Source organism: Collinsella intestinalis (genome assembly GCF_902364775.2).
Taxonomy (GTDB): Bacteria; Actinomycetota; Coriobacteriia; order Coriobacteriales; family Coriobacteriaceae; genus Collinsella.
The window spans coordinates 111,201-131,052 of sequence record NZ_CABJEU020000001.1 but is presented as its reverse complement, the minus strand read 5'-3'; the positions used below and the strand labels follow the sequence as shown (position 1 = coordinate 131,052).

The following is a 19,852-nucleotide window of genomic DNA, read 5'->3' as shown; positions in this document are numbered from 1 at the left end:
GCCGTGGCGGGCCGGCGGGTTCCCGCGGGCGGGCGGGTCATGGCGGACCGACCTCGCGGCGCATGACGGTATGTCGGTTTTTGACCTGAGCCCTGTGGCCTCTTCTGCATGGCGTCCTCCCCAACCGACGAGACGGCCGAAGCCGCCAGGTGGTCAAACAATTAGGAATCCGCCCTATTGTCCCAAAGTGCCACGGCGGAATCGGTCCCCAGCCTCAGCGTTTCGGCCACTGGCTCCAATAGGGCGCACGCCACATCTGGACACACCATCCCCGAGGACCCCTGAGCATGGCCTTGCGTTGAAGCCGAACCGTTCAGCAGGAACCCAAAACGGTCGTGATTTGCCACCCTGTCGCAGACTGGCAGATCACGACCGTTTTAGCCCGTTTTAACATGAAAAAATGGTCGGGAAATGCCAGGCTGTATCAGCGTGGCAAATCCCGACCATTTCTCAACCAGGCAGGACGGCGCGTTCGTCGCCAAGCGCCTCAACTTGCAACTGCCCCACAGCTGGACCGACGCAACTGCCCAACAACTGCCCGGCGCGACTACCCCGAAGTTGGACCGGCGCAGCCGCCCCGCAGTTGGACCAGCTCAAATTGTCTCAATCAGTACCTGTCCTCAATTGAGCCCGCCTCACTTGAGCCGAGCCCCCCAATTGGGTCGGCAGCGGCGTCCTTGTTACCAAATCCCGAGAACGCTCTGCATGCCGAGGCTCACACAGGTAATGCCGATCCAGCAGCACAAGCCCATGAAGATCGGCTTGCCGCCCGTCTTCACCAGCTTGACGATGTCGGTGTTGAAGCCGATCGCGGCCATCGCCATCACGATGAAGAACTTCGACAGCGTCTTGATGGGCGCGGTCACCGCCACGGGGAGCGCGAACACGGTGGTAATGACGCTCGCCAATACAAAGAACAGGATGAAGAACGGGAAGATCTTCTTGATGTCAAACGTGCCTGCGGCAGCACCGGTACCCTCGCCCGCCTCGGCGGCGCGCTTGGCCTGACGGACCTGCCAAAATGCAAGGAACAGCGTGATGGGGATAATCGCAAGCGTGCGCGTGAGCTTGACGATGGTGGCGTGATCCAGCGCATTGGAGCCCGGGTGCATGCCGTCCCAGGCAGCTGCGGCGGCGGTGACGGACGACGTATCATTCACAGCCGTGCCGGCGAACAGGCCAAAGCCCTCATTGCTCATGCCGAGCATGGCGCCGAGCGAGGGGAAAATCAGCGCAGCGATGATGTTGAAGAGGAAGATGACGCTGATGGCCTGGGCGATCTCCTCGTCGTCCGCATCGATGACCGGCGCAGTGGCGGCAATTGCGGAGCCGCCGCAGATGGAGGATCCCACACCCACGAGCGTCGAGATCTTCTTGGGGATGTGAAGCGCGCGGCACAGCACAAACGAGATGACCAGCGACGTGGTGATGGTCGAGATGATGATGGGCAGGGAGCTCGCGCCGACCTTGGCGATCTCGCCGAGGTTGAGTCCAAATCCCAGCAGGATGACGGCGTACTGCAGGATCTTCTTCGACGTGTACTTGATGCCCGCGGCAGTGGCCTCGGTCACGTCGGCACGGCGACGCAGCACCAGGCCGAGCGCCATGCCGATGAGGATGGCGAACACCGGACCGCCGATGACCTCGAACTGCTTGCCCAACAGCCAAGCCGGTACCGAAATGATGAGTGCGAGCGCGACTCCGCGCCACAGATCCTTGAAGTCCTTAATCAGCTCCACGTTTCCGCCTTTCCGGGGATTGCCCCGTCGATTCACTGTGTTTCCCAACTCCATCCTATGACCTCGACTTATAATTAGACGCAGTTGATTGATTATCAATGCATCACGATTTCTTATGACTGAGGTGCCATGCTCGATTACCGTACGCACACGTTCCTCGAGGTCTACCGTCAGCACAGCTTCACGCGAGCCGCCGAGGCGCTTCTCATCACGCAGCCGGCCGTCTCCCAGCACGTCCGCCAGCTCGAGGCCCACTACGGATGCGCCCTGTTCACCAAAACGGGACGCGGGGTCGAACCCACACCTGCGGCGGACCTTTTGTACCAGCGCCTTCTGGCGATGGAAAACGACGAGGGACGCTTACGAGCCGAAACCGCCGAACTCGCCGCTCGGCCAACCGGCACCAGCGCTGCCCCACTCATTTTCGGCTGCACGCGCACCATCGCCGACTACGTTGCCCCGCGCCTCATGTCCACGCACCTCGCCGCGCATCCAGACGCAAGCGTGACCCTGCGAGCGGGCAACACGCGCGACCTGGTCTGTGCGCTCGAACGAGGCGAGATCGACTTTGCACTGGTCGAAGGCTCGTTTGATCGCTCGCGTTTTGCATTCGAGACCCTCTCGCGCGAAGCTTACGTCGCCGTGGCGGCACCGAGGGCCGCAGTCTCTCCCGGGACTGCAGGGGTCAAGCGCCACGAGGACACCCCCTCCCGACCCGCCTCGATCCGTCAGCTGCTCGGGCAACGCCTCGTCCTGCGCGAAGCTGGATCGGGCACGCGCGAGATTCTGGAGAAGCATCTTGCCGCACGCGACCTCGCCGTCGAGGATTTCGCCGGACTCGTGGAACTCGAGAGCATCCCCACCATCAAAGCGTGCGTACGCGCGGGAGCGGGCATCTCATTCATGTACCGCGCCGCCGTTGAAGCCGAGCTCGGAGCTGGCGAGCTTCTCGACATCACGCCGGACGATTTCCAGGTCGAGCACGATTTCTGCCTCATCTGGCAACGCGGCAGCCAATACGCCCCGCGATACCGCGCTCTCTGCGCAGCTTGGCGGTCGTAACGGCTCACCCGAAACCCCGGCAAGAGTGTGCCCCCAAAGGAAATCCGGTCGCAATCTGCCTGTTTAACACAGCGGGGCGGATTGCGACCATTTCCGAATGCCGATGGGCCAAGTTATGGTCGGAAAATGCCTCGCTGTGGCAGGCTGGCAAATCCCGACCATTCCCGGAGGTCCTCGGGCGCAAATCCGGTCGCAATCTGCCGCGCTGCAACAGGCTGGCAGGTTGCGACCATTCCCGGACATCGACGGGGCAAGTTATGGTCGGAAAATGCCACGCTGTGGCAGATTGGCAAATCCCGACCATTCCCGGAGGTCCCATCGGGCCAGATTGTCCCCCATTCGATACGCACCGAGATTGAAGCGGTACAATTTGGGGACCGCACACACGCACGCTACCCAGGGAGCAGGCCATGTCTCGCCAAACCACCGTCACCATCACCGACGTCGCCCGTGAGGCGGGCGTCGCGCTGGGCAGCGTCTCAAACGCATTCAACCACCCCGACAAGGTGCGCCCCGAGACGCTCGCGCGCATCCGCGAGGCCGCCGATCGGCTCGGCTATGCGCCCAACCAAAGTGCGCGCATGCTCGCCGGCGGAAAGAACCGCCTGTTCGGCCTCATTCTCCCCAGCCTCGATCACGGCGTCTCGCTGCAAATCGCCAACGGTGCGAACGCCGAGGCGCGCAAACACGGCTATGGCCTGCTCATCGCCACCGCGCAGACCGACGAGGAAATTGCGCACCGCTACCGCGACTACTTCATGGGCACGCAGACCGCGGGCATCCTCATGCAGCCGCCCGCCGTCCTGAACTGGCAGCCTCCCGCGCACCCGCCTCGCATCCCCCTCGCATTCCTCGATATCCAGTGTGACGTCCCGGGCCACTTCGTCGCTGCGGACAACTTCGCCCTCGGCGAACTCCTCGCGCGCCACGCCTTCAAGAGCGGAGCCCAACGCGTCGCGATTATCGGCAAGCCCTCGCTGAACCGCCTCGTTCTGCGCGTCAAGGGCATGGAGCACGCGTTCACGACCGAGTCCGACTGCGCGTTCGAAGTGGTGGAAGAGGGAGCCTGGAACTCCGCGCACGACGGCCTCGACCTGGGCAGGCGCCTGGCCGAACGTCCCGAGGACACGCGCCCGGACTTCATCATCGCCCTCACGGACACCCTTGCGACGGGCGCCATCTCGGGCGTCCGGGCGGCGGGCCTGCGCGTCCCGGGCGACATCCGCGTCGCCGGGTGCGACGGCAACCCCCTGGCGTGGACAGGCCCCGTGCCGCTCACCACAATCGCCCCCATCGGCTATGAGCTCGGTCGCCGCGGCGTGCACCAGCTCATCGCTCAGATCGAGGAGGAACCCGAGCATGAGCCCGAGAACCATCAGGAGCTCGTGCGGCCCTTCCTCCTCGCGCGGGCGAGCACCGGCATGAACCGCTCTGACGACTTCGCCGACCCCGACATCGACATCAGCGGGTACCTGTAACACACTCAGTTTGACCCATCATAAATGCTGCTTCGAGCCGTTCAAAAGGCGTATCGCTGTGGTGATACGCGTCACGCGGGCACATCCCGCGGACGGAACGGGGGGCATGTGCAGCCCCGCATAGGCTGGGAGAGCACTGGGGCCCGAGCGCGCACGCACTCGGGCCCCACTTCACAGAGCACCCCTGGTCACCCTTCTTCGATCAACTCGCAACGGCTACAGATCAAATGCCATCTTTCGCAAGTGTTCGCGCATGTACGGGATGGCAAACGTGACGTAACCATGCCCTGCAGCAGATATAACGCCGGCATCGATCAAGCGCTTTCGATATTTTTGCGCATAGTCCGGCGACTGCTTCATACGCCCCGCAATATCGCTCATGCGCGAGGACCCGTTGTCGCGGGCCATTGCCTGCAAAAACGCAATGTCTTGCCCAGAAAGTGCGGCAAGGGTGGTGCCGCACACGTCGTTCTCAAAGTCATCCTCTGCCGCGCAAATCGCGTTGCGCATGATCTCGTCCGTCAGATCGCCCCCATCAGGAAGGCGAAGCGAGATGTTGTACCCCAAAAGTTGCAGCAGATACGGAGAGCCCTGGGTGGCGCGGGCGAGCCCCCTTACCCGATCGCCGCCGATTCTGACACCCAGCTCCGCAAACGCCCGCTCATAAAACGACTGTACGTCTGAGGTTGCCAGAGGCCCGAGCTCGACCTTGCTCGCACGGTTGAGAAACGTCAGCACGCGATCGTTCAACGTTGCCGAAACCGCCCCAGGCAACCCCGCGAGGACGAGCGCCACGTCCAAACCCTCGCCGATCATCTCCTGATACACCGTAACGAGCTGGCGAACTTCCGGTGAATTCGCCTGAAGCTCATCGATAAGAATGAGGATTCCATGTCCATGTGCGTTGAGCCTCCGAACAAGCTGCGTGAGTTTGAACTGGAAGCTCTTGGTTTCCTGCACCTCACGGCTGAATTCAAGCCCTACAGTGAATCCCAGTGCTCCAAAGCTACCGCTCGACACGCGGGCGCCCGGACGGGGGGCGATCAGCCGTTCGCCCGCCTCTTGCACCTTCTCCACGATGCGCTCGGTCATACCCTCAGACGCCACCGTGGGGGCAGCGACCACATAACCATGCTTCGTCGCAAGCTCGGCCAATTCCCACAGTAAAACAGTTTTGCCGCTTCCACGTTGACCCAACATGACAACCGAACGGTCACGCGATCCGGGAGTCGAAGACAAACCCGTAAGGAGCCTATCGAGAAGCTGATCACGGCCAACAAGATATGACGGACGGTTGCCGAATGCCGGAGAAAAGATTTCACGCCCCATAATTCTCCTTTCCTTTTTTTCCTATTTTTTCCTTTTTTTCCTTTTTGTCAATTACCAGGGATGTCGGTCACCGCTCGGCCTTGAAACGCCGGGGCGTACCGAGGGGATGAACATCCCGATCGCCATCGCGTGATGCAGTTCTGCTGGCGCCGCAATCAAGTTCTGCCGCAGTTTTTGCGCGATCCCGAAGTAGGCGAGAAATCGCCAACCTCATTACCCGCGGGTTTTCCGGCGATCGGAAGCACCCTGCTCCCCAAGGCACCCAAAACTGCGGCAGAACTTAAAACCAGACTCCAAACGGGGGCTATGCGCGGCGAGGCGCCGGCGAATCGTTCACAGCGGCGATCGCGGCGGGCAATTCGTGCAGGGTCGGCAGGACCGCAGTGCACATCTCCTCGATTTCGGGCGTGGGCGCCACGATATCGGGAATCATGAACACGCGGGCGCCCGAGGCGTGACCCGAACGCACTCCGTTGTGCGAATCCTCGATAACGGCGCAAAGCGCGGGATCGCAACCGAGACGCCTGGCAGACTCGACGAAGATGTCCGGGGCCGGCTTTCCGTTCGCGATTTCGTCGCCGCACGTTATGGAATCGAAGTACTTCAACATGTCAAAGCGCTCCAGGCGCGGCAACGCGCGCACGCGAGCGGTAGAGGTGGCAATGGCGAGCGGGAACCCTGCGGCCTTAAGGGCCTCGAGAACCTCGATGGCACCCGGCTTGAGCTCGAGATCGGTCTCAACAAACTTCAGGAACAGCTCAATGTGCAAATCGAACACGCGATTCGCTAAATCGGCGTCGCCACCCAGATACTCGGCCAACATCGCGCGGCATGACTGGGACGGACGGCCGATGAACGCCCGCACCAGGTCGTCCGGGATCTCGATGCCCATCTCATCCGCCGTCGCGGCCCACGCCTTCTGGCCCACGCGCTCGGAATCGACAAGCGTGCCGTCCATATCGAAAAGTATCGCCTGAATGGTTTTCATCCTTCTCTCCTTGATTCGTTCACCGAGGACACCGCAAACGTGTCGATGCTGTGCTCATCGAGCTGCCGGAACGCCAACGCAACCCTTTGAAATTATTGTACTGGGTCGATGGATGCGGCCACTCCTATGAACACAAGGTTTGACATGACGATACCAATTTCCAATAACGCGAAAATGCAAGGGCTCATCGAGCTGCTCCGGTCATTCGGAAGTGTCGCCATAGGGTTCTCGGGCGGTGTGGACAGCACCTTCCTCGCGGCAGTCAGCATCCGCGCGTTGCCGCCGGCCGATGTGCACCTTATTCACCTGGACACGCCCTTTGTAGGCACTCCGGAGCGCGAGTCTTTCGAACGCGAACGGGAGAGGTTCGAGCGCGCGGGGGCTCATGTGGTCGCCATCGAGACAGACCCGCTTGCGGACCCTGATGTTGCCGCCAACCCGGCAGACCGTTGCTACCACTGCAAGCGCCTGGGATTCCAGCGCATCGTGGACGCCGCGTGCGAGCTCGGGGTGCGCGTCGTGCTCGAGGGAAGCAACGCCGATGACGCCGGAGACTATCGCCCCGGCACCCGTGCCGTGCGCGAGCTCGACGTGAGGTCGCCCCTTATGGAAACCGGCTGGTGCAAAGACGAGGAGCGCGAAGTCCTGCACGCCTGGGGATTCGACGTGTGGGACCTCCCCGCCGGCGCCTGCCTGGCGACCCGCATCCCCTGCGGCGAGGAGCTCACCGCCAAGAAGCTGCACACGGTCCGTATGTGCGAGGACTACCTGCACGGCCTCGGCCTGCGCCAAGTTCGCGTCCGCATTGATGGCGGTGTGGCTCGCGTGAGCGTGGGAGCGGGCGAAAGCGTGGGTGCCATCGTCGAAGCGGATGCACCCGCGGGCGCACGCTCCAACGCGGACAGCGAACCCAGCCGCCTCGCCCCCGCGGTCGTGCGGGAGCTCCAAGTGCTCGGCTGCGCAGCCGTGGACCCTGTGGTGCACCCTTATCACCACGGCGAGGGCAACGGGGCCGCATAAGGCACCGGACCAGCGCCGCGCCCGCGACGCCCAACACAGCCCAACCTCATAAAAAAGCACCCCACCTCGCTTGAGATGGGGTGCCAACGGGCCTTTTTGCCTGGGCCGCTACCGCTCCGGCATAGAGCCGTCGCAGCCTCGGCTTGGGGCCGTCACGGCTCCGGGTTGCCCCCGTCACCGTGCCAGCCCACCGCCGCTACTTCTTCTTGCGGCGCGCGGTAAAGCCCGCGCCGATTGCGGCTACGCCCGCAAATGCAGCCGTGAACATGCCCACGAGCGCGTTGTCGCCGGTCTGGACCAGCTTATCGCCGGAGCCGCCGTTGCCGGGATCGGCCGGCTTGACCGGGTCGGCGGGCTTGGGATCCTCGGGCTTGACGAAGACGTTCTGGAAGACCGGTGCCCCGGTTTCGCCCACGGTCCACTCGACCTGGAGCTGACCGTTGCCGTCGTCGGTCACCACGACGTGATAGGTGAACACCGTCTCGTCGTAGGTGATGCCCTCGGCGTCGCCCTTGACCTCGACGATGCGGTAATCATACGTGCCAGGCTCGTCATAGGTGATCGGGTCGAACGCGATGGGAGCGTACCCGCCCTCGGTCAGGGCACCGTTCTTAACCGTCTGAAGGACCTTGCCGTTAGCGTCGCGCAGCTCGAACGTGAACTCACCCTTCTTAAGCTCGCGACCGGTCAGGACCTTGGCGGCGTTGAACGTGATGCTCGTACCGGCGGCCTTGTAGCTGTTGGCAAAGACGATTTCCTTGCCCTCCAGCGCCTTGCCGTCCTTGCTCACAGACCACGTGACACCCAAGGTGCCGCCACCGTTGTCCACGACCTTGGCGGTCACGTCGTACACCGTGGTGTCGTACGTCACGCCGCCTAGGCCGCCATCGACCTCGGCCAGGCGGTAGTGATACTCGCCGGGCGCGTTAAAGCTGATTGCCGGGAAGGCAACCTTGCCGCTGGCGTCGTTCTTGGCGGTGACAACCGTGGGCTCGCCCTCGCCCTGCGAGACGAGCGCGAACTCGAACTCGCCCTCACGCAGGTCACGGCCGTCGAGCGTCTTGGTGATGGCGAAACCGCCCTCGCCTGTCAGCGTGCTATCGAAAGGCTTCACGCTGTAGGTGTTGGTGAAGGTGAAGTCGGTCTTGTTGGACTCCGCCTGCTTGTCGACGGTAAGCGTGCCGTCGCCGTTGTCAGTCACCTTGACCTTGATGGTCTTGGTCGCAACGGGGTCGTTGCTCACGCCGGCAACGCTGCCGGTCTCGGTCACCGTGTAGGTGAAGGTCTTGCTGCGCGGAGCGGAAGCCACCATGGGCTCGTCCGCAGCGTCAGCCTTCGCGGCGCTCTCGTCCTCGGCAGGCTTGGCCTCGGCCTCGGCCGCCACGGCGTCGTCCGCCTTGGCATCGGCCTCAGCGGCCTGGGCGTCGGTCGCGCCAGCAGTCTTGGCGTCTGCGGTATCCGCCCCATCCTCGGCAATCACGAGCTGCTCGGGCTTTGCCGCGGGTGCGCCAAAGACGTTCTCCATGGTGTAGGTGATCTCGCCGAAGGAGATATTGCCAGCGGCGTCGTTGGTCGCCGTGGTCGTTGCGGGCATCGGGGCGCCCTCAGAGCCGGTCAGCGTAAAGGTGAACTTACCCGCGATATCGGGCACCTTGTTGCCAGACTTGACGTCCAGGACCTTGGTGCCGTTGAGGGCGATCGCCTTAGAGCCGCCCTCGACGGTGCCATAGGCGTTCTTGAAGACCATGCCACCCTTGGGGTAGACGACCTCGGCGGAGAGCTTGCCCGCGCGATTGTCGGTCACCTTGACAGTGACGACCTGATTGCCCTGGATGATGCTGATGCCCTTGTCGTTCTTGGCGGCGTCCTCGCTCACGTTGTAGGTGTAGGTGTACACGTCGCCGTCTTTGCCCGCTCGATCGACCGTGGCGAGGCCTGCGGCCACATCGTTGTTGAGCTTCTCGGTGGTGTACTCGATGCCGGTGAAGGTGATCGTGCCGTTCGCGGCGTTGGTGCCAGTGGCCACCACGGCAGCGGGCTCAGCCTGATCCTTCGCATTGGTCACGTTGAAGTGGAACTCGCCCGCAACCATCGGACGGCCCGTGAGCCGCTTGGTGCCCGCAAGCGCCACGCCGCCCTGGCCGCCGACCGTGATGGAGCCGGCTCTGTAGCTGTTGGCAAACCCAATGCTCACCGGGGTGATCTCGGCGCCGCTCGTCCATACGGCGGCTTCCTTGTCGTCGAGGGTCACCGTAACGGACAGCGTACCGTTGCCGTTGTCGGAAACGGCGAAGGTGAGGATGTGGACGGTCTCATCGTACTTGTAACCAGCGACGTCACCCTTAGTTTCACTGACCTCGAAGGTGTAGGTCTCGCCCGCATCCGCGAGCGTGAACTCGAGGTCGCTTGCGACCGGCGTGGTGGCAATGGCCGTGTTGGTGAGCTCACCAATGCCGAGCTCCGCGGCGTTGGTCGCAATGGCCTTGGCATCGCCGAACTTCTCCTTGGTGGCATCGTCGGCCGGGGCCATGGTGAACGCAAAGTCGCCAGCGGCGATCGGGCGACCGGTCAGGGTCTTGACGATTTGAATGCCGTCCTTGCCCGTGGCGCCGTCGCCATCGGGGTTGATCGGCTTGGTCGTGTACCTATTGGTGAACTGGGCCTCGTTGTCCACGACCGTGGTTGCGGACAGGACGCCCTCGCCGTTGTCCTTCAGGGTAACGGTCAACTTCGCCACATGCCCGTCGTAGGCCACGCCGGGAATCGAGCCCTCAGTCTCGCGCACCTCGTACACAAAGGTCTTGGTACGCTCACCGTTCACAACCGGTGCGTCCTTGATGTGGTCGAAGGTGAAGCTGATCGCGCCAAAACCGAACTTAACCGGCTTGTCAGCCGCATTCGTAAGGCCGGTCAGCGTTGCCTCCCGACGCTCCGGCTCAGGGGCGCCATTCAGCGGCGTGATGGTGAAGCTGAAGGTATCATCCGTCTTCCAGTCGCGACCCGTCAGCACCTTGCTGAACAGGCTGGCGGTCGTCACCGGGGAATCCTGCGGAAGAGCCGCAGAGTAGCTATTAATGAATGTTGCGGCTGCACCGTTGGCAGAAATGGTGCCCTCGGCGCCCTCAGCCGTCGCGGCGTAACCATCGGTCGGCTTCTCGCGAACCTCGTAGGTCGCGCCGACGGGCAGACCCTCGATGACGATGGACTGACCGTGCTTCAGCTTGAAGGTTGTGCCCGAACTGAGCGTGCCCTTTTCCTCACCAATCGTATAGGCATAGTTGCCCGTAAGCGTGTTACCCGCCTTGTCCTTCAAATTGACCTTGAAGTCGAACGCCTTCTCGGTGTCGACCGGCGCGTTCGGGTCGTTGGCGGCCTCAACGGTCTTGCTGATGGTCAGCGTGCCGACGGAGGGTTTAGTGTCGGGGTCGGTCGTGTTGGTCTCGACCTTGTTGTCGCCGATCTGGACGGCGGCCTTGTTGCCGATACCCTCCGTGACGGCGCCCTCGTTAACCCTTGCCTGGAAGGTCACCGTGCCAGTCTTACCCGCGGGAACATCCTCAATCGTCCACGTCAGCGTGTTGGCGCGGTTGTCGAAGGAGCCGCTATCGCTCGCGGAGCCGTCGACGTAGGTGAGCCCCTTGGGCAGCACGTCGGTGATAGTCACCGTGGCGGACTCATTGCCCAGGTTCGCGTAGCTCACCGTGTAGGTGAGGACGTCGCCGACCTGGATGTCGCCCTTGTTGTCGTCCGCGGACGTCTTGCCGGGAACGAAGACCTCGGGCTTGGAGGTGGTCTCGTGCTTGTTGTCACCGATCTGGATGTCGGCCTCGTTCACGACGCTGTTGTTGAGCGCATCCTCGGTCACCTCGACCGTGAAGCTCACGGTGCCGGAGGCGTTGGCCTCCTGCTTACCGAGATCCCAGGTCAGGGTCTTGGTGTCGGCGTTGTAGACGCCGCCGTTAGTCGCGGAATCCTTGACGTAGGCCGTGCCGGCAGGAATCACATCGGTGATGGTCACGGCGGCGGGAACAGCCTTACCGGTCTCGTCGACGGCGTCGTTCACCCAGTTGATGGTGTAGACGAGCTTGCTACCGACCTGGACGAGCTGGCCGTCGATCGATGTGCCGGGCTTGCCCTCGGCGGTGACGTCCTTGCCCTGCGCGGGCTTCTTATACGTGTTGGTGAAGGTCATGACCTCGCCCGGGACCTGCAGAACCTCGTCCACGGTCTTGCCGGCGTCGTTCTTGACCTGGGTCAGGACGGAGGTCGCCGTGAACGCATCGCCGTTCGGCTTGACGGTGACGACGAGCTTGTACTCGGCCTTGGAGAAGGTCAGGTTGACGTCAGCGGACGCGCCGGTCTCGACGATTCGGTACTCGTACTCACCGGGCTTGGCGAAGCTGATGCCGCCGAAGCTCACGGGCTGGTTATCGGCGGTCGCCGTGGCGACGTTGCCCACACCCTCGGGCATGGGTGCGCCCACGGTCACTGCCTGAAGCTCGAAGGAGTAGGACTCGTTCGGGAGCCAATCGCGGCCCTTGAGGACCTTCTTGACCTGCAGCGCGCTACCGGTGCCGCCCGGGATCACGATGGGAGCGGGCGTATAGGTATTGGTGAAGGCGGCCTGGGCAGTCTGATTCTTAGCGATTGTACCGTTCATCGTGTCGGCGATTGCGGTAAAGCCATCGACCTCAGTCTCCACGACCTTGTACTTGGCACCCTCGGGCAGGCCCTTGATGGTGATGGACTGGCCATGCGCTAGCTTGATCTGGCCGGCGCCGTTCTCGATAACACCCTTCTTGTCGCCCTCATAGTTGTAGGTGCCGGTAAGCTGCTTGCCCGCGGCATCCGTCAGGGTGACGTCGAAGGTGAACTCGGCAGTCGGCGCGGTCACGCCGGCGATGGCGGACTTGACATGCTTGGAGATAGTCAGACCGCCCGTGCCCATCTTGGTGGACTCGGTATTGGTGCTGATCACGGGGCCGTTCTCTCCCAGCTGGATGCCGGCCTTGTTGTCGACGCCACCCTCGATGGCGGACTCGTTGACCACGCCGGTGAAGGAGACGGAGCCGACGGCGCCGGCCGCGACGTCAGCGAGCGTCCAGGTAAGCGTGTGATTCGCCTCGTCATAGCTCGCGGCGGGTGCGGCCGAGTCGGCCTTATAGGTGATGCCGGCGGGCAGCACGTCGGTGATGGTCACCGTAGCGTTCTTGCCCTCGGTGTTCTTGTAGTTGATGGTGTAGACGACCTCGTCGCCGACCTTGATGGAGCCGCTCTGGCCCTCGGGCTTGGCGACGGTCTTGGTCGGGACGCTGACGGAGACGCCCTGGCTGGCGTGGTTGTTCACCTTGGCGATGTTGGTGACCTCGCCGCGCTTGGCAGCCTCGATGACCTCGTCCGTCACCTTGGCCTGGAACTCGACGATGCCCTGCTGGCCCCTTGCGTTATCGAAGGTCCAGGTGATGGTTCCCGCCTTGGGGTCATACGTGCCGCTGGGCTTGATGGTGCCATCGATGGGCTCCATGCCCGCGGGCAGTTTGTCGACAACGGTCACCTTCTGGTTTTCGCCATCGAGCGTCTCATCATGCGACCACTGGATCTTGAACGTCAGAACATCGCCGACACCGACGAGCTTGCCGTCGAAGAGGGCCTCCCCCTTGTAGACGTGCTTAGCATCCTTGGTGGGGAACGGCGTTGTCTCGACGTTGGACACGTGGCCGTTCACCGTTGCCTGGTTCTCGACGGTGGTCGGGCCCTGCGCAGCGACTTTGACGTCGAAGGTGATGACGACGTCCTGGTCAGCGGTGAGGCCGCTCAGATTCCAGGTGAGGGTGGTACCGGTTGCCGAGGAGCCCTTGACCACGGGCTCGGCGGGCTTGCCGTTCACGAGGGCGCTTCCTACCTGGTACTCCAGACCCTTACCGAGCTCGTCGACGACCGTCGCCTTCGCGTTGGCGCCGTCGGTGTTGTGGAACTTGATCTGATAGGTCAGGAGCGTCTCGCCGGGCTTGACCTCGTCGGGATGCGTCGTCTCGGACTTGCCGGGAACGAACGTCTCGGTGGCGTTGGTGGTCACCTTGTTGTCGCCGATCTGGATGGAGGCCTGGTTCTCGACGGAACCGGTCACCACGGCGTCATCGGTCACGCACACCGTGAGGGTCACCGTACCGGACGCTCCGGCAGGCTGATTGTCGAGCTTCCAGGTGACGGCGCCGTTCTCATGCTTACCGCCCTCGGAGGCGCTGACGTACTCGGTACCGTGCGGGATCTTATCCGTAACGGTTACGTTCGCGGCGACGGGGGCGCCGTTCTTATCCACGGCGTTGTTGACCCAGTCGATGGTGTAGACGAGCGTGTCGCCCACGCCGACGAGCTTGCCGTCGACGGAGGTCTGCGGCTTATCGGCGCCGCTGACGGTGACGTCCTTGGCGTCCTTCTCGTTGAAGTAGACGTTGGTGAAGGTCGCCTTCGCGGGGTCGAGATCTTTGACCTTGGCAGAGAGCTTGCCAGTCGCGGGGTCGTACGTCACCTCGATGGTATAGGTGAACTCATGGCCGTCGTAGGTCATATGGGCAGCGTCGCCCTTGACCTCCTTGATGGTCACCTTATAGGTGCCGGCGGCGGAGAAGCTCATCTCGCCGAAGTCGACGGAGCCATCGGCCTTGTTGGTAGCTGTCTTGGTGGCAGACCATGCGTTGCCGTCGGCATCCTTCACGGTGTCGAGCGAGCCGGCGGTCGCCGTGGTGGCCATCTGGAACTCGAACTCGCCGTCCGCGAGGCCGGTGCCGCGGTCGCCCTTGAGGATCTTGGTCACGGCAGCGTCCTTGATCGCGTCGGGATCGACGACGACGGGCTGCCAGCTATAGGTATATGTATTGGTAAAGGTGTCGTTGTACACCTGCACCTCTGCCTCAAGCTGGCCCTTGAGGTTGTCGGTCACGTTCACCACGATGTCGGCGGCGTTCTTGCTGTAAGTGATACCGGGGATCTTAGCGCCTTCAGCGGGCTCAACCTCGGTGATGGTGTAGTAATACTCGCCGGGCTGCTTAAAGGTGTAACCGCCAAAGTTGAAGGGAACCTTCTCCCCCGCCTTCGTGCCGGGATCCGCGGTCACGTCCACCTCGGCCTTCTGAGCGCCGGGGTCATCGTGGCCACCATCCTTCATAACAAAGTGGAAGGTGTCACCCTCACGCCAATCACGGCCCTCAAGCACCTTATAAAGGTTGAGGTCGTACTTCGTGCCGTCCACCTTAACCGGCTGCGCAGCATACGTATTCGTAAAGTCGAGGGTGACGGCGTCCTTGCCGTCGGCGCTGTCATACGTGCCAACGGTCTCAGAAGCCGCGCCGGGGACGTTCTTGGCGACAGTCGTAACCGTTCCCATGGTGCCGTCGGCGTTATCGACAACCTTGATATCGATCCGGTAAGTCGTCTTGTCATACGTCACGCCGCCGAGCTTTTTGTCGTCGGCAGGAATGTCCTCGCACAGCACGTAGCTGAAGGTCTTGCCGGCGTCAGCCTGCGTAAAATTCAGCTTGTTGAGCTTATTCTCCATCAGGGACGGTACGCCGCTGTCGGCGGGAGCAACCGTCTTGAAGTTTGCTTCCGACGCGTCGAGGCGCTTGGAGGCCTCATCGGCCATCACCGTACCACTGTCAACGCCCTCAATCTTAAAGCCAAACTCGCCGGCCACCTGAGCTCGACCGACCAGCGTCTTGGTGACATCGAGCTTAAAGCCCGTGCCGAAGGTGTGCTCGGCCTTATAGGTATTGGTGAACGCTGCGGCGTCCTTCACGCTGCCGGTGTATTTCACGTCCGCCTTAAGCACGCCATCCACATCGGTCACGACAACCTTGACCTCATGGGTGGTGCGGTCGTACGTCATGCCTGCACCGTCGGCAGGGGCGTTCTCCTTGATGTTGAACTTGTACGTACCGGGCTTGGTGAACGTCACGTTCCCAAACGGCACGTCCTCGGCCTGGCCATTCTTCAGATCCGACACGGAGGCCGTCATCGTTGTAGCGCCCGCGGGGCCGTCAAAGACCACAACGCCGTTCTTCAGCGCGAACGCCGTGGGGTTATCGGCAGCGGAGAGCTCGAACGTGAAGGATTCGCCCTTCTTGGAGTCGCGGCCCACAAGGGTCTTGCGCGCCCTGAGCGGAGCATCGTTGGGATCACTCGGAAGCGTCACGTCCGCCGGGTCGTAGGAGTTGTTGAACTCAGGGGTCTGCCCCTCGGGCAGTGGCTCCTCCTTGTCGCCGTCCACCTTGTAGTAGGAGATGGCAACCTCGACGCGGGCCTGGTCGCCGACACCGTCAAACGTCACCTGGAACTTGGCGCGATAGACCGTCGGGTCGTACGTCATGCCGTTCGCGGTAAAGTTGTTCTCGGCGGTCGCCCCGCGGGGGATGACCTCGCTGATGTCATACGCGTACGTATAGCCCACATGCTCATCACCAAACGTGGCCTGTGCAAGCGGGATCTCCTCGCCCTGGTTCTTCACGAAGAGCACGCCATCGCCATCCGGGTCCGCATCCTCCGGAAGAGGCGCGCCAGGAGTCTTGGACTCGACCTTGAAGGTGAACATATCGCTCTTGAGCGCGGTTCCCTCACCACCGTGATTCGTGTAGCGCTTGTACGCCACCGGTGCGGCACTCGTGGACTTCGCGTTGAACTTGTTGACAAAGACCGCGGTCTTGTTGGAGATCTCCTCAGGCGCGGCAAGGTTGCCGCCCGCATCGTTGGAGACCTTGGTCATCGTGTTGGACGCGACCGTGAGGGTACCATCGCCGTTGTCCTCAACCACAACGGTCACCTTATAGACGGCCTGGCTGTAGGTCACGCCAGGAACCATCGTATCGCCGGCGGGCTTAACCTCGCTGACGGTGTATTCGAACGTGCCAGGGCGGTCGAAGACGATATTGCCAAAGCTGCCGGTGGGGTGCTGCTGGGTCGCAGGCGCGATCTTCACACCGCGGTTATCGGGTCCGTAAATAGAGCCCTTGGGCATGGGATTGCCCGCCTGGACCGCATGAAGCTGGATATCAAAGGCTTCGGCGACCTCCCACTTGTCAAAGACCTTCTGGTACTTCACAAAGTCATCCGACGCAATCGGCTTGGCGGCCACGTCATACGTGTTCTCAAACTTTGCATGGGCAACCTCGTTGGCCGTGATGGTGCCCTTATTGTCCGTAGCGTTCGTCTGGGTAAAGCCCGCCGGAATCTCCTTCTCGGTCACCGTGTACGCGGTATTCGCATCGAGACCGTAGATGGTGAGGGTCTCGTTGTCCTTGAGGGTCTGCTCGCGCTTGCCATCCTTGTTGAACACCATGTCGAAGGCCTCGGAAACAACCTCGCCCTGAGCGTTCTTGACGTCGGCCTTGAGGGTCTTGCCCGCGGCGGAGGGAATGCTGATCTCAAATTTGAACTGCTTGCCCTCGAGCACGCTGGGATCGATGTTCTTGCCAGGCGTGATACGAGCGTCTTTGGTGATGGACAGGGTACCGGGCATCTCAACGGAGAGCTTGCCGTTGTTGCCAAGGTTAACGTTGATTTCGTAGGGGTTGTTGATGTTATCCCAACGCGGGTTGATAACCTCGGTGGCCGTGCCGGTGAGGTTCTCCTCTTTGCCGAGCGTCAGGGCGTCGATGCGCGTCAGGCGCGGGGAGCCGGCCTTGATGAAGTAAGTGCCGTCGGGAGCCTTGCCCCAATACGTCGTAAGCGCATCAAAGTTCGCGCCCTTGAACTGAGTGATCGCCCAGTCCTTTGTGGCGGTCTTGCCGTCCGCGTTCTGCTTGTAGTACGCACGCTTGTAATAGTAGGTCTTGCCCGACTCGGGCTTTTCGCGGAGAGGATTCGCGCACGCGTCGTCGGTGTAGAGCGTCGTGTCCTCGGTGAAGTAGTAGAAGCTGTTGACCTTGGAGGGCACAAAGGTGGCAGTCGTGTTGCCGAGGAGCTTATTGCCTTCGACGTTGGCGCCGTCATAGAGGTTGGAGTAGAAGGCGGTCTTACCACCCTCGTCGCTGTTGTTCTTGATGTATGCGCGCAGTGCGTCATCTGCCGTGCCACTGAGGACCGCGTTACGCACGCCAGGCTTGATGCTCACGCCGTAGAAGATGCGCAGAGGGTAAGCCTCGTCAATCCCCATGTTCGCCGCACCGTCGTTGGACTCAACCTTAAAGTTGCGCAAGGGAATGAGGGACGCGGGGATCTTGACCGTCACGATATCGCCCTTGGCAAGGTCGTTGCTGCGCTTGACCTGGACGACGATGTCCTTCACGTTGCCATCGGGATAAAGGGCGTTGCCGCCCGTTCCCTCGTAGGCATAGGTGTCGACGAAGCCATCGGTCGTCTTCGACTGCAGACTAAACTCCTTATCTGCGAAGATGAGCGTTTTGAATCCGTCCACCTGCATGTACGCGCCAAGCTCATCGGTAAAGGTGATGTAGCCGGACTTGTTGGCCATACCATCGATCGTCTCGGTCGGGGTGCCGGTGCCGCTGTTAATCTCGTTCGAAATCTCCTGGAAGATGCTGTTCAACTCGTCCGCATCTGTTGCGGCCTTGTAGTAGTCGGAGTTTTCGGCGCGGGCACCGAGGTTGTTCCACTTCGTGGCCTTGGGGTAGTTGCTCGACATGGCGTGCATGTAGGCGTTGAAGCAGTTGTTGGTGGTCGCCTCGTCCTTAGACGGGTCGGCTCCTTCGAAAATGCCAATGGAATAAACGGTTGCACCGTCATCCTTCAGCCTCTTGGATCCTGTCACGCCACTGTTCGCCAAATCAGCGTTGAAGTCATCTGTTCCAGCGGGCGCCGGGTTGCCGTCTGTAAAAAAGACCACAACCTTGCGGGCGTCAGTTCGAGGCGCGGCTCTAAATGCAGTGGCAGCCTTCTCCATTGCCTTTCCGGGATAGGTGTCTCCACCCCTGTTCAGCCGCCCCACTGCCTGCTTGATGCCATCCTTAGTGCCGTCGGTACAGGCGGTTAACGACTGCACAATGCTCGCATCGCTTGAGAACGATACGATTGAAACTCGATGCTGCTTTTCGGGGTTCGAAATTGCGCCGTTCGCCTTCGCGGTCGAATCGATAAAACCATATGCGGCATTCTTGAGAGCCGCAAGTCGAGTGGTCCTAGACACTGTCGCGGTGTAGAACTGAATACGACCGGGAGTCGCATCCGATGCGCTCTCCAACGGAGCGACCTTTGCGCCATCAAGCTCCCAATGGTCGAAAGTCTCGATAATGAAACCTGTTGTCTTTCGATCTATTTTTTTGAACTTGCCGTTGGGGAGCTTGGCGTAATAAGTCTTGAAGCCGCTCGTATTGATGCTGTACGTTGGCTCGTACGTCGTAGACGTAATGTTCTCTCCCATCGAACCCGAGACGTCGAGGACGAGGACGATATCGAGCGGCTGCGCCGAAGTCGTGGTCGTGATTGTGTTGGAGGTCGACGAGAGGGCAGACAAGCCGACCAGGAAGTCGGAGTCGTCCTTCTTGATGACAGACTCGATACCGCCGAGAAGCTCCACATCCTCATTGAAGACGCTCTTATCCGTCCAGATGCGGCCGACGTTGGCGGTGTCGTCCTTGGCGACGCCCTCCCACGTCGTAATCGTAGGCTCATCGACGACCACAGTCTTATCGCCCGCAGCCCACGGCGTGGGCTCGGCATCAGCCGGAGCTGCCTTCGCGGCAGGAGCCACCGCCGTCAATGCAAGCGCTGCGCCCAGCATGGCCGAGGGCAGCACCCTGGCCAGGCGCCTTACCGCTGAACGCATGGTACCCCCCCCGTTACACGAGAGCAGCGCTCCGCCGTCATGCGATTCCGCTCACACAACATTCGATCCCCCAATTCACTCGCAACAACAGCTCGTTGGCTACACACAACCGACTCCCATAGGAGTGGCTTTATAAATGTAATGATACTCCATATATTTTGAGCGTGCGCAATTTAAGACACTATTTTGATTGCCATTTGGCGCTTCCCGATGGCGAGGACAGTTAATCAGCTATGTATTTACATTGTGATATGGCCTAATACCTGGAACTTTGCGTTACCTGCCGTCTATATTGATGGGTTTTTAATAACCTGAACAATTTGTAAAGAGTTCGTAAGGATTCGGCGTATGCAAAAAGCCCGGAGGCGAGTGCCCCCGGGCTCCTAAAAATCGGCGATCCGCGCCCGCGCCCCTACAGCGCGCAGGCCGCCTGGCAGCCAGCCTCGATGGCGTCGCGCGA

Annotated in this window: 7 protein-coding genes; 3 read left to right on the top strand and 4 right to left on the bottom strand. The window is 61.6% G+C overall.

Going from position 1 to position 19,852, the window contains the following annotated elements; translation table 11 throughout:
* Positions 1-680: 680 nt before the first annotated feature.
* The gene (locus tag FY258_RS00505) at positions 681-1,739 is read right to left on the bottom strand and encodes a YeiH family protein (RefSeq protein ID WP_118102379.1); all 1,059 of its coding nucleotides are present in this window, start codon (positions 1,737-1,739) and stop codon (positions 681-683) included.
* Positions 1,740-1,868: 129 nt separating this feature from the next.
* On the opposite strand from FY258_RS00505, the gene FY258_RS00500 reads away from it, so the two are divergent.
* Together FY258_RS00500 and FY258_RS00495 are read left to right on the top strand one after the other, a co-directional pair.
* A complete protein-coding gene (locus FY258_RS00500; protein ID WP_118102378.1) occupies positions 1,869-2,801 on the top strand; it encodes a LysR family transcriptional regulator in 933 nt (310 codons plus the stop codon).
* Between the two features lie 410 nt (positions 2,802-3,211).
* Positions 3,212-4,279, top strand: a complete 1,068-nt coding sequence (locus FY258_RS00495; RefSeq protein ID WP_118102377.1) for a LacI family DNA-binding transcriptional regulator — start codon at positions 3,212-3,214, stop codon at positions 4,277-4,279.
* Between the two features lie 216 nt (positions 4,280-4,495).
* Here the strand turns inward: FY258_RS00495 and FY258_RS00490 are convergent, their stop codons facing one another.
* On the bottom strand, positions 4,496-5,608 hold the full coding sequence (locus tag FY258_RS00490; protein ID WP_118102376.1) for an ATP-binding protein: 1,113 nt from the start codon (positions 5,606-5,608) through the stop codon (positions 4,496-4,498).
* 304 nt (positions 5,609-5,912) lie between these two features.
* A complete protein-coding gene (locus FY258_RS00485; RefSeq protein WP_118102375.1) occupies positions 5,913-6,596 on the bottom strand; it encodes an HAD family hydrolase in 684 nt (227 codons plus the stop codon).
* Between the two features lie 108 nt (positions 6,597-6,704).
* On the opposite strand from FY258_RS00485, the gene larE reads away from it, so the two are divergent.
* On the top strand, positions 6,705-7,616 hold the full coding sequence (larE, locus tag FY258_RS00480) for an ATP-dependent sacrificial sulfur transferase LarE (RefSeq protein WP_464237212.1): 912 nt from the start codon (positions 6,705-6,707) through the stop codon (positions 7,614-7,616).
* A 196-nt stretch (positions 7,617-7,812) separates the two neighbouring features.
* On the opposite strand, the gene FY258_RS00475 is transcribed toward larE, so the two are convergent.
* Positions 7,813-19,392: a Spy0128 family protein gene (locus FY258_RS00475; protein ID WP_118102373.1), complete on the bottom strand. Its 11,580-nt coding sequence runs from the start codon at positions 19,390-19,392 to the stop codon at positions 7,813-7,815.
* Positions 19,393-19,852 lie beyond the last annotated feature (460 nt).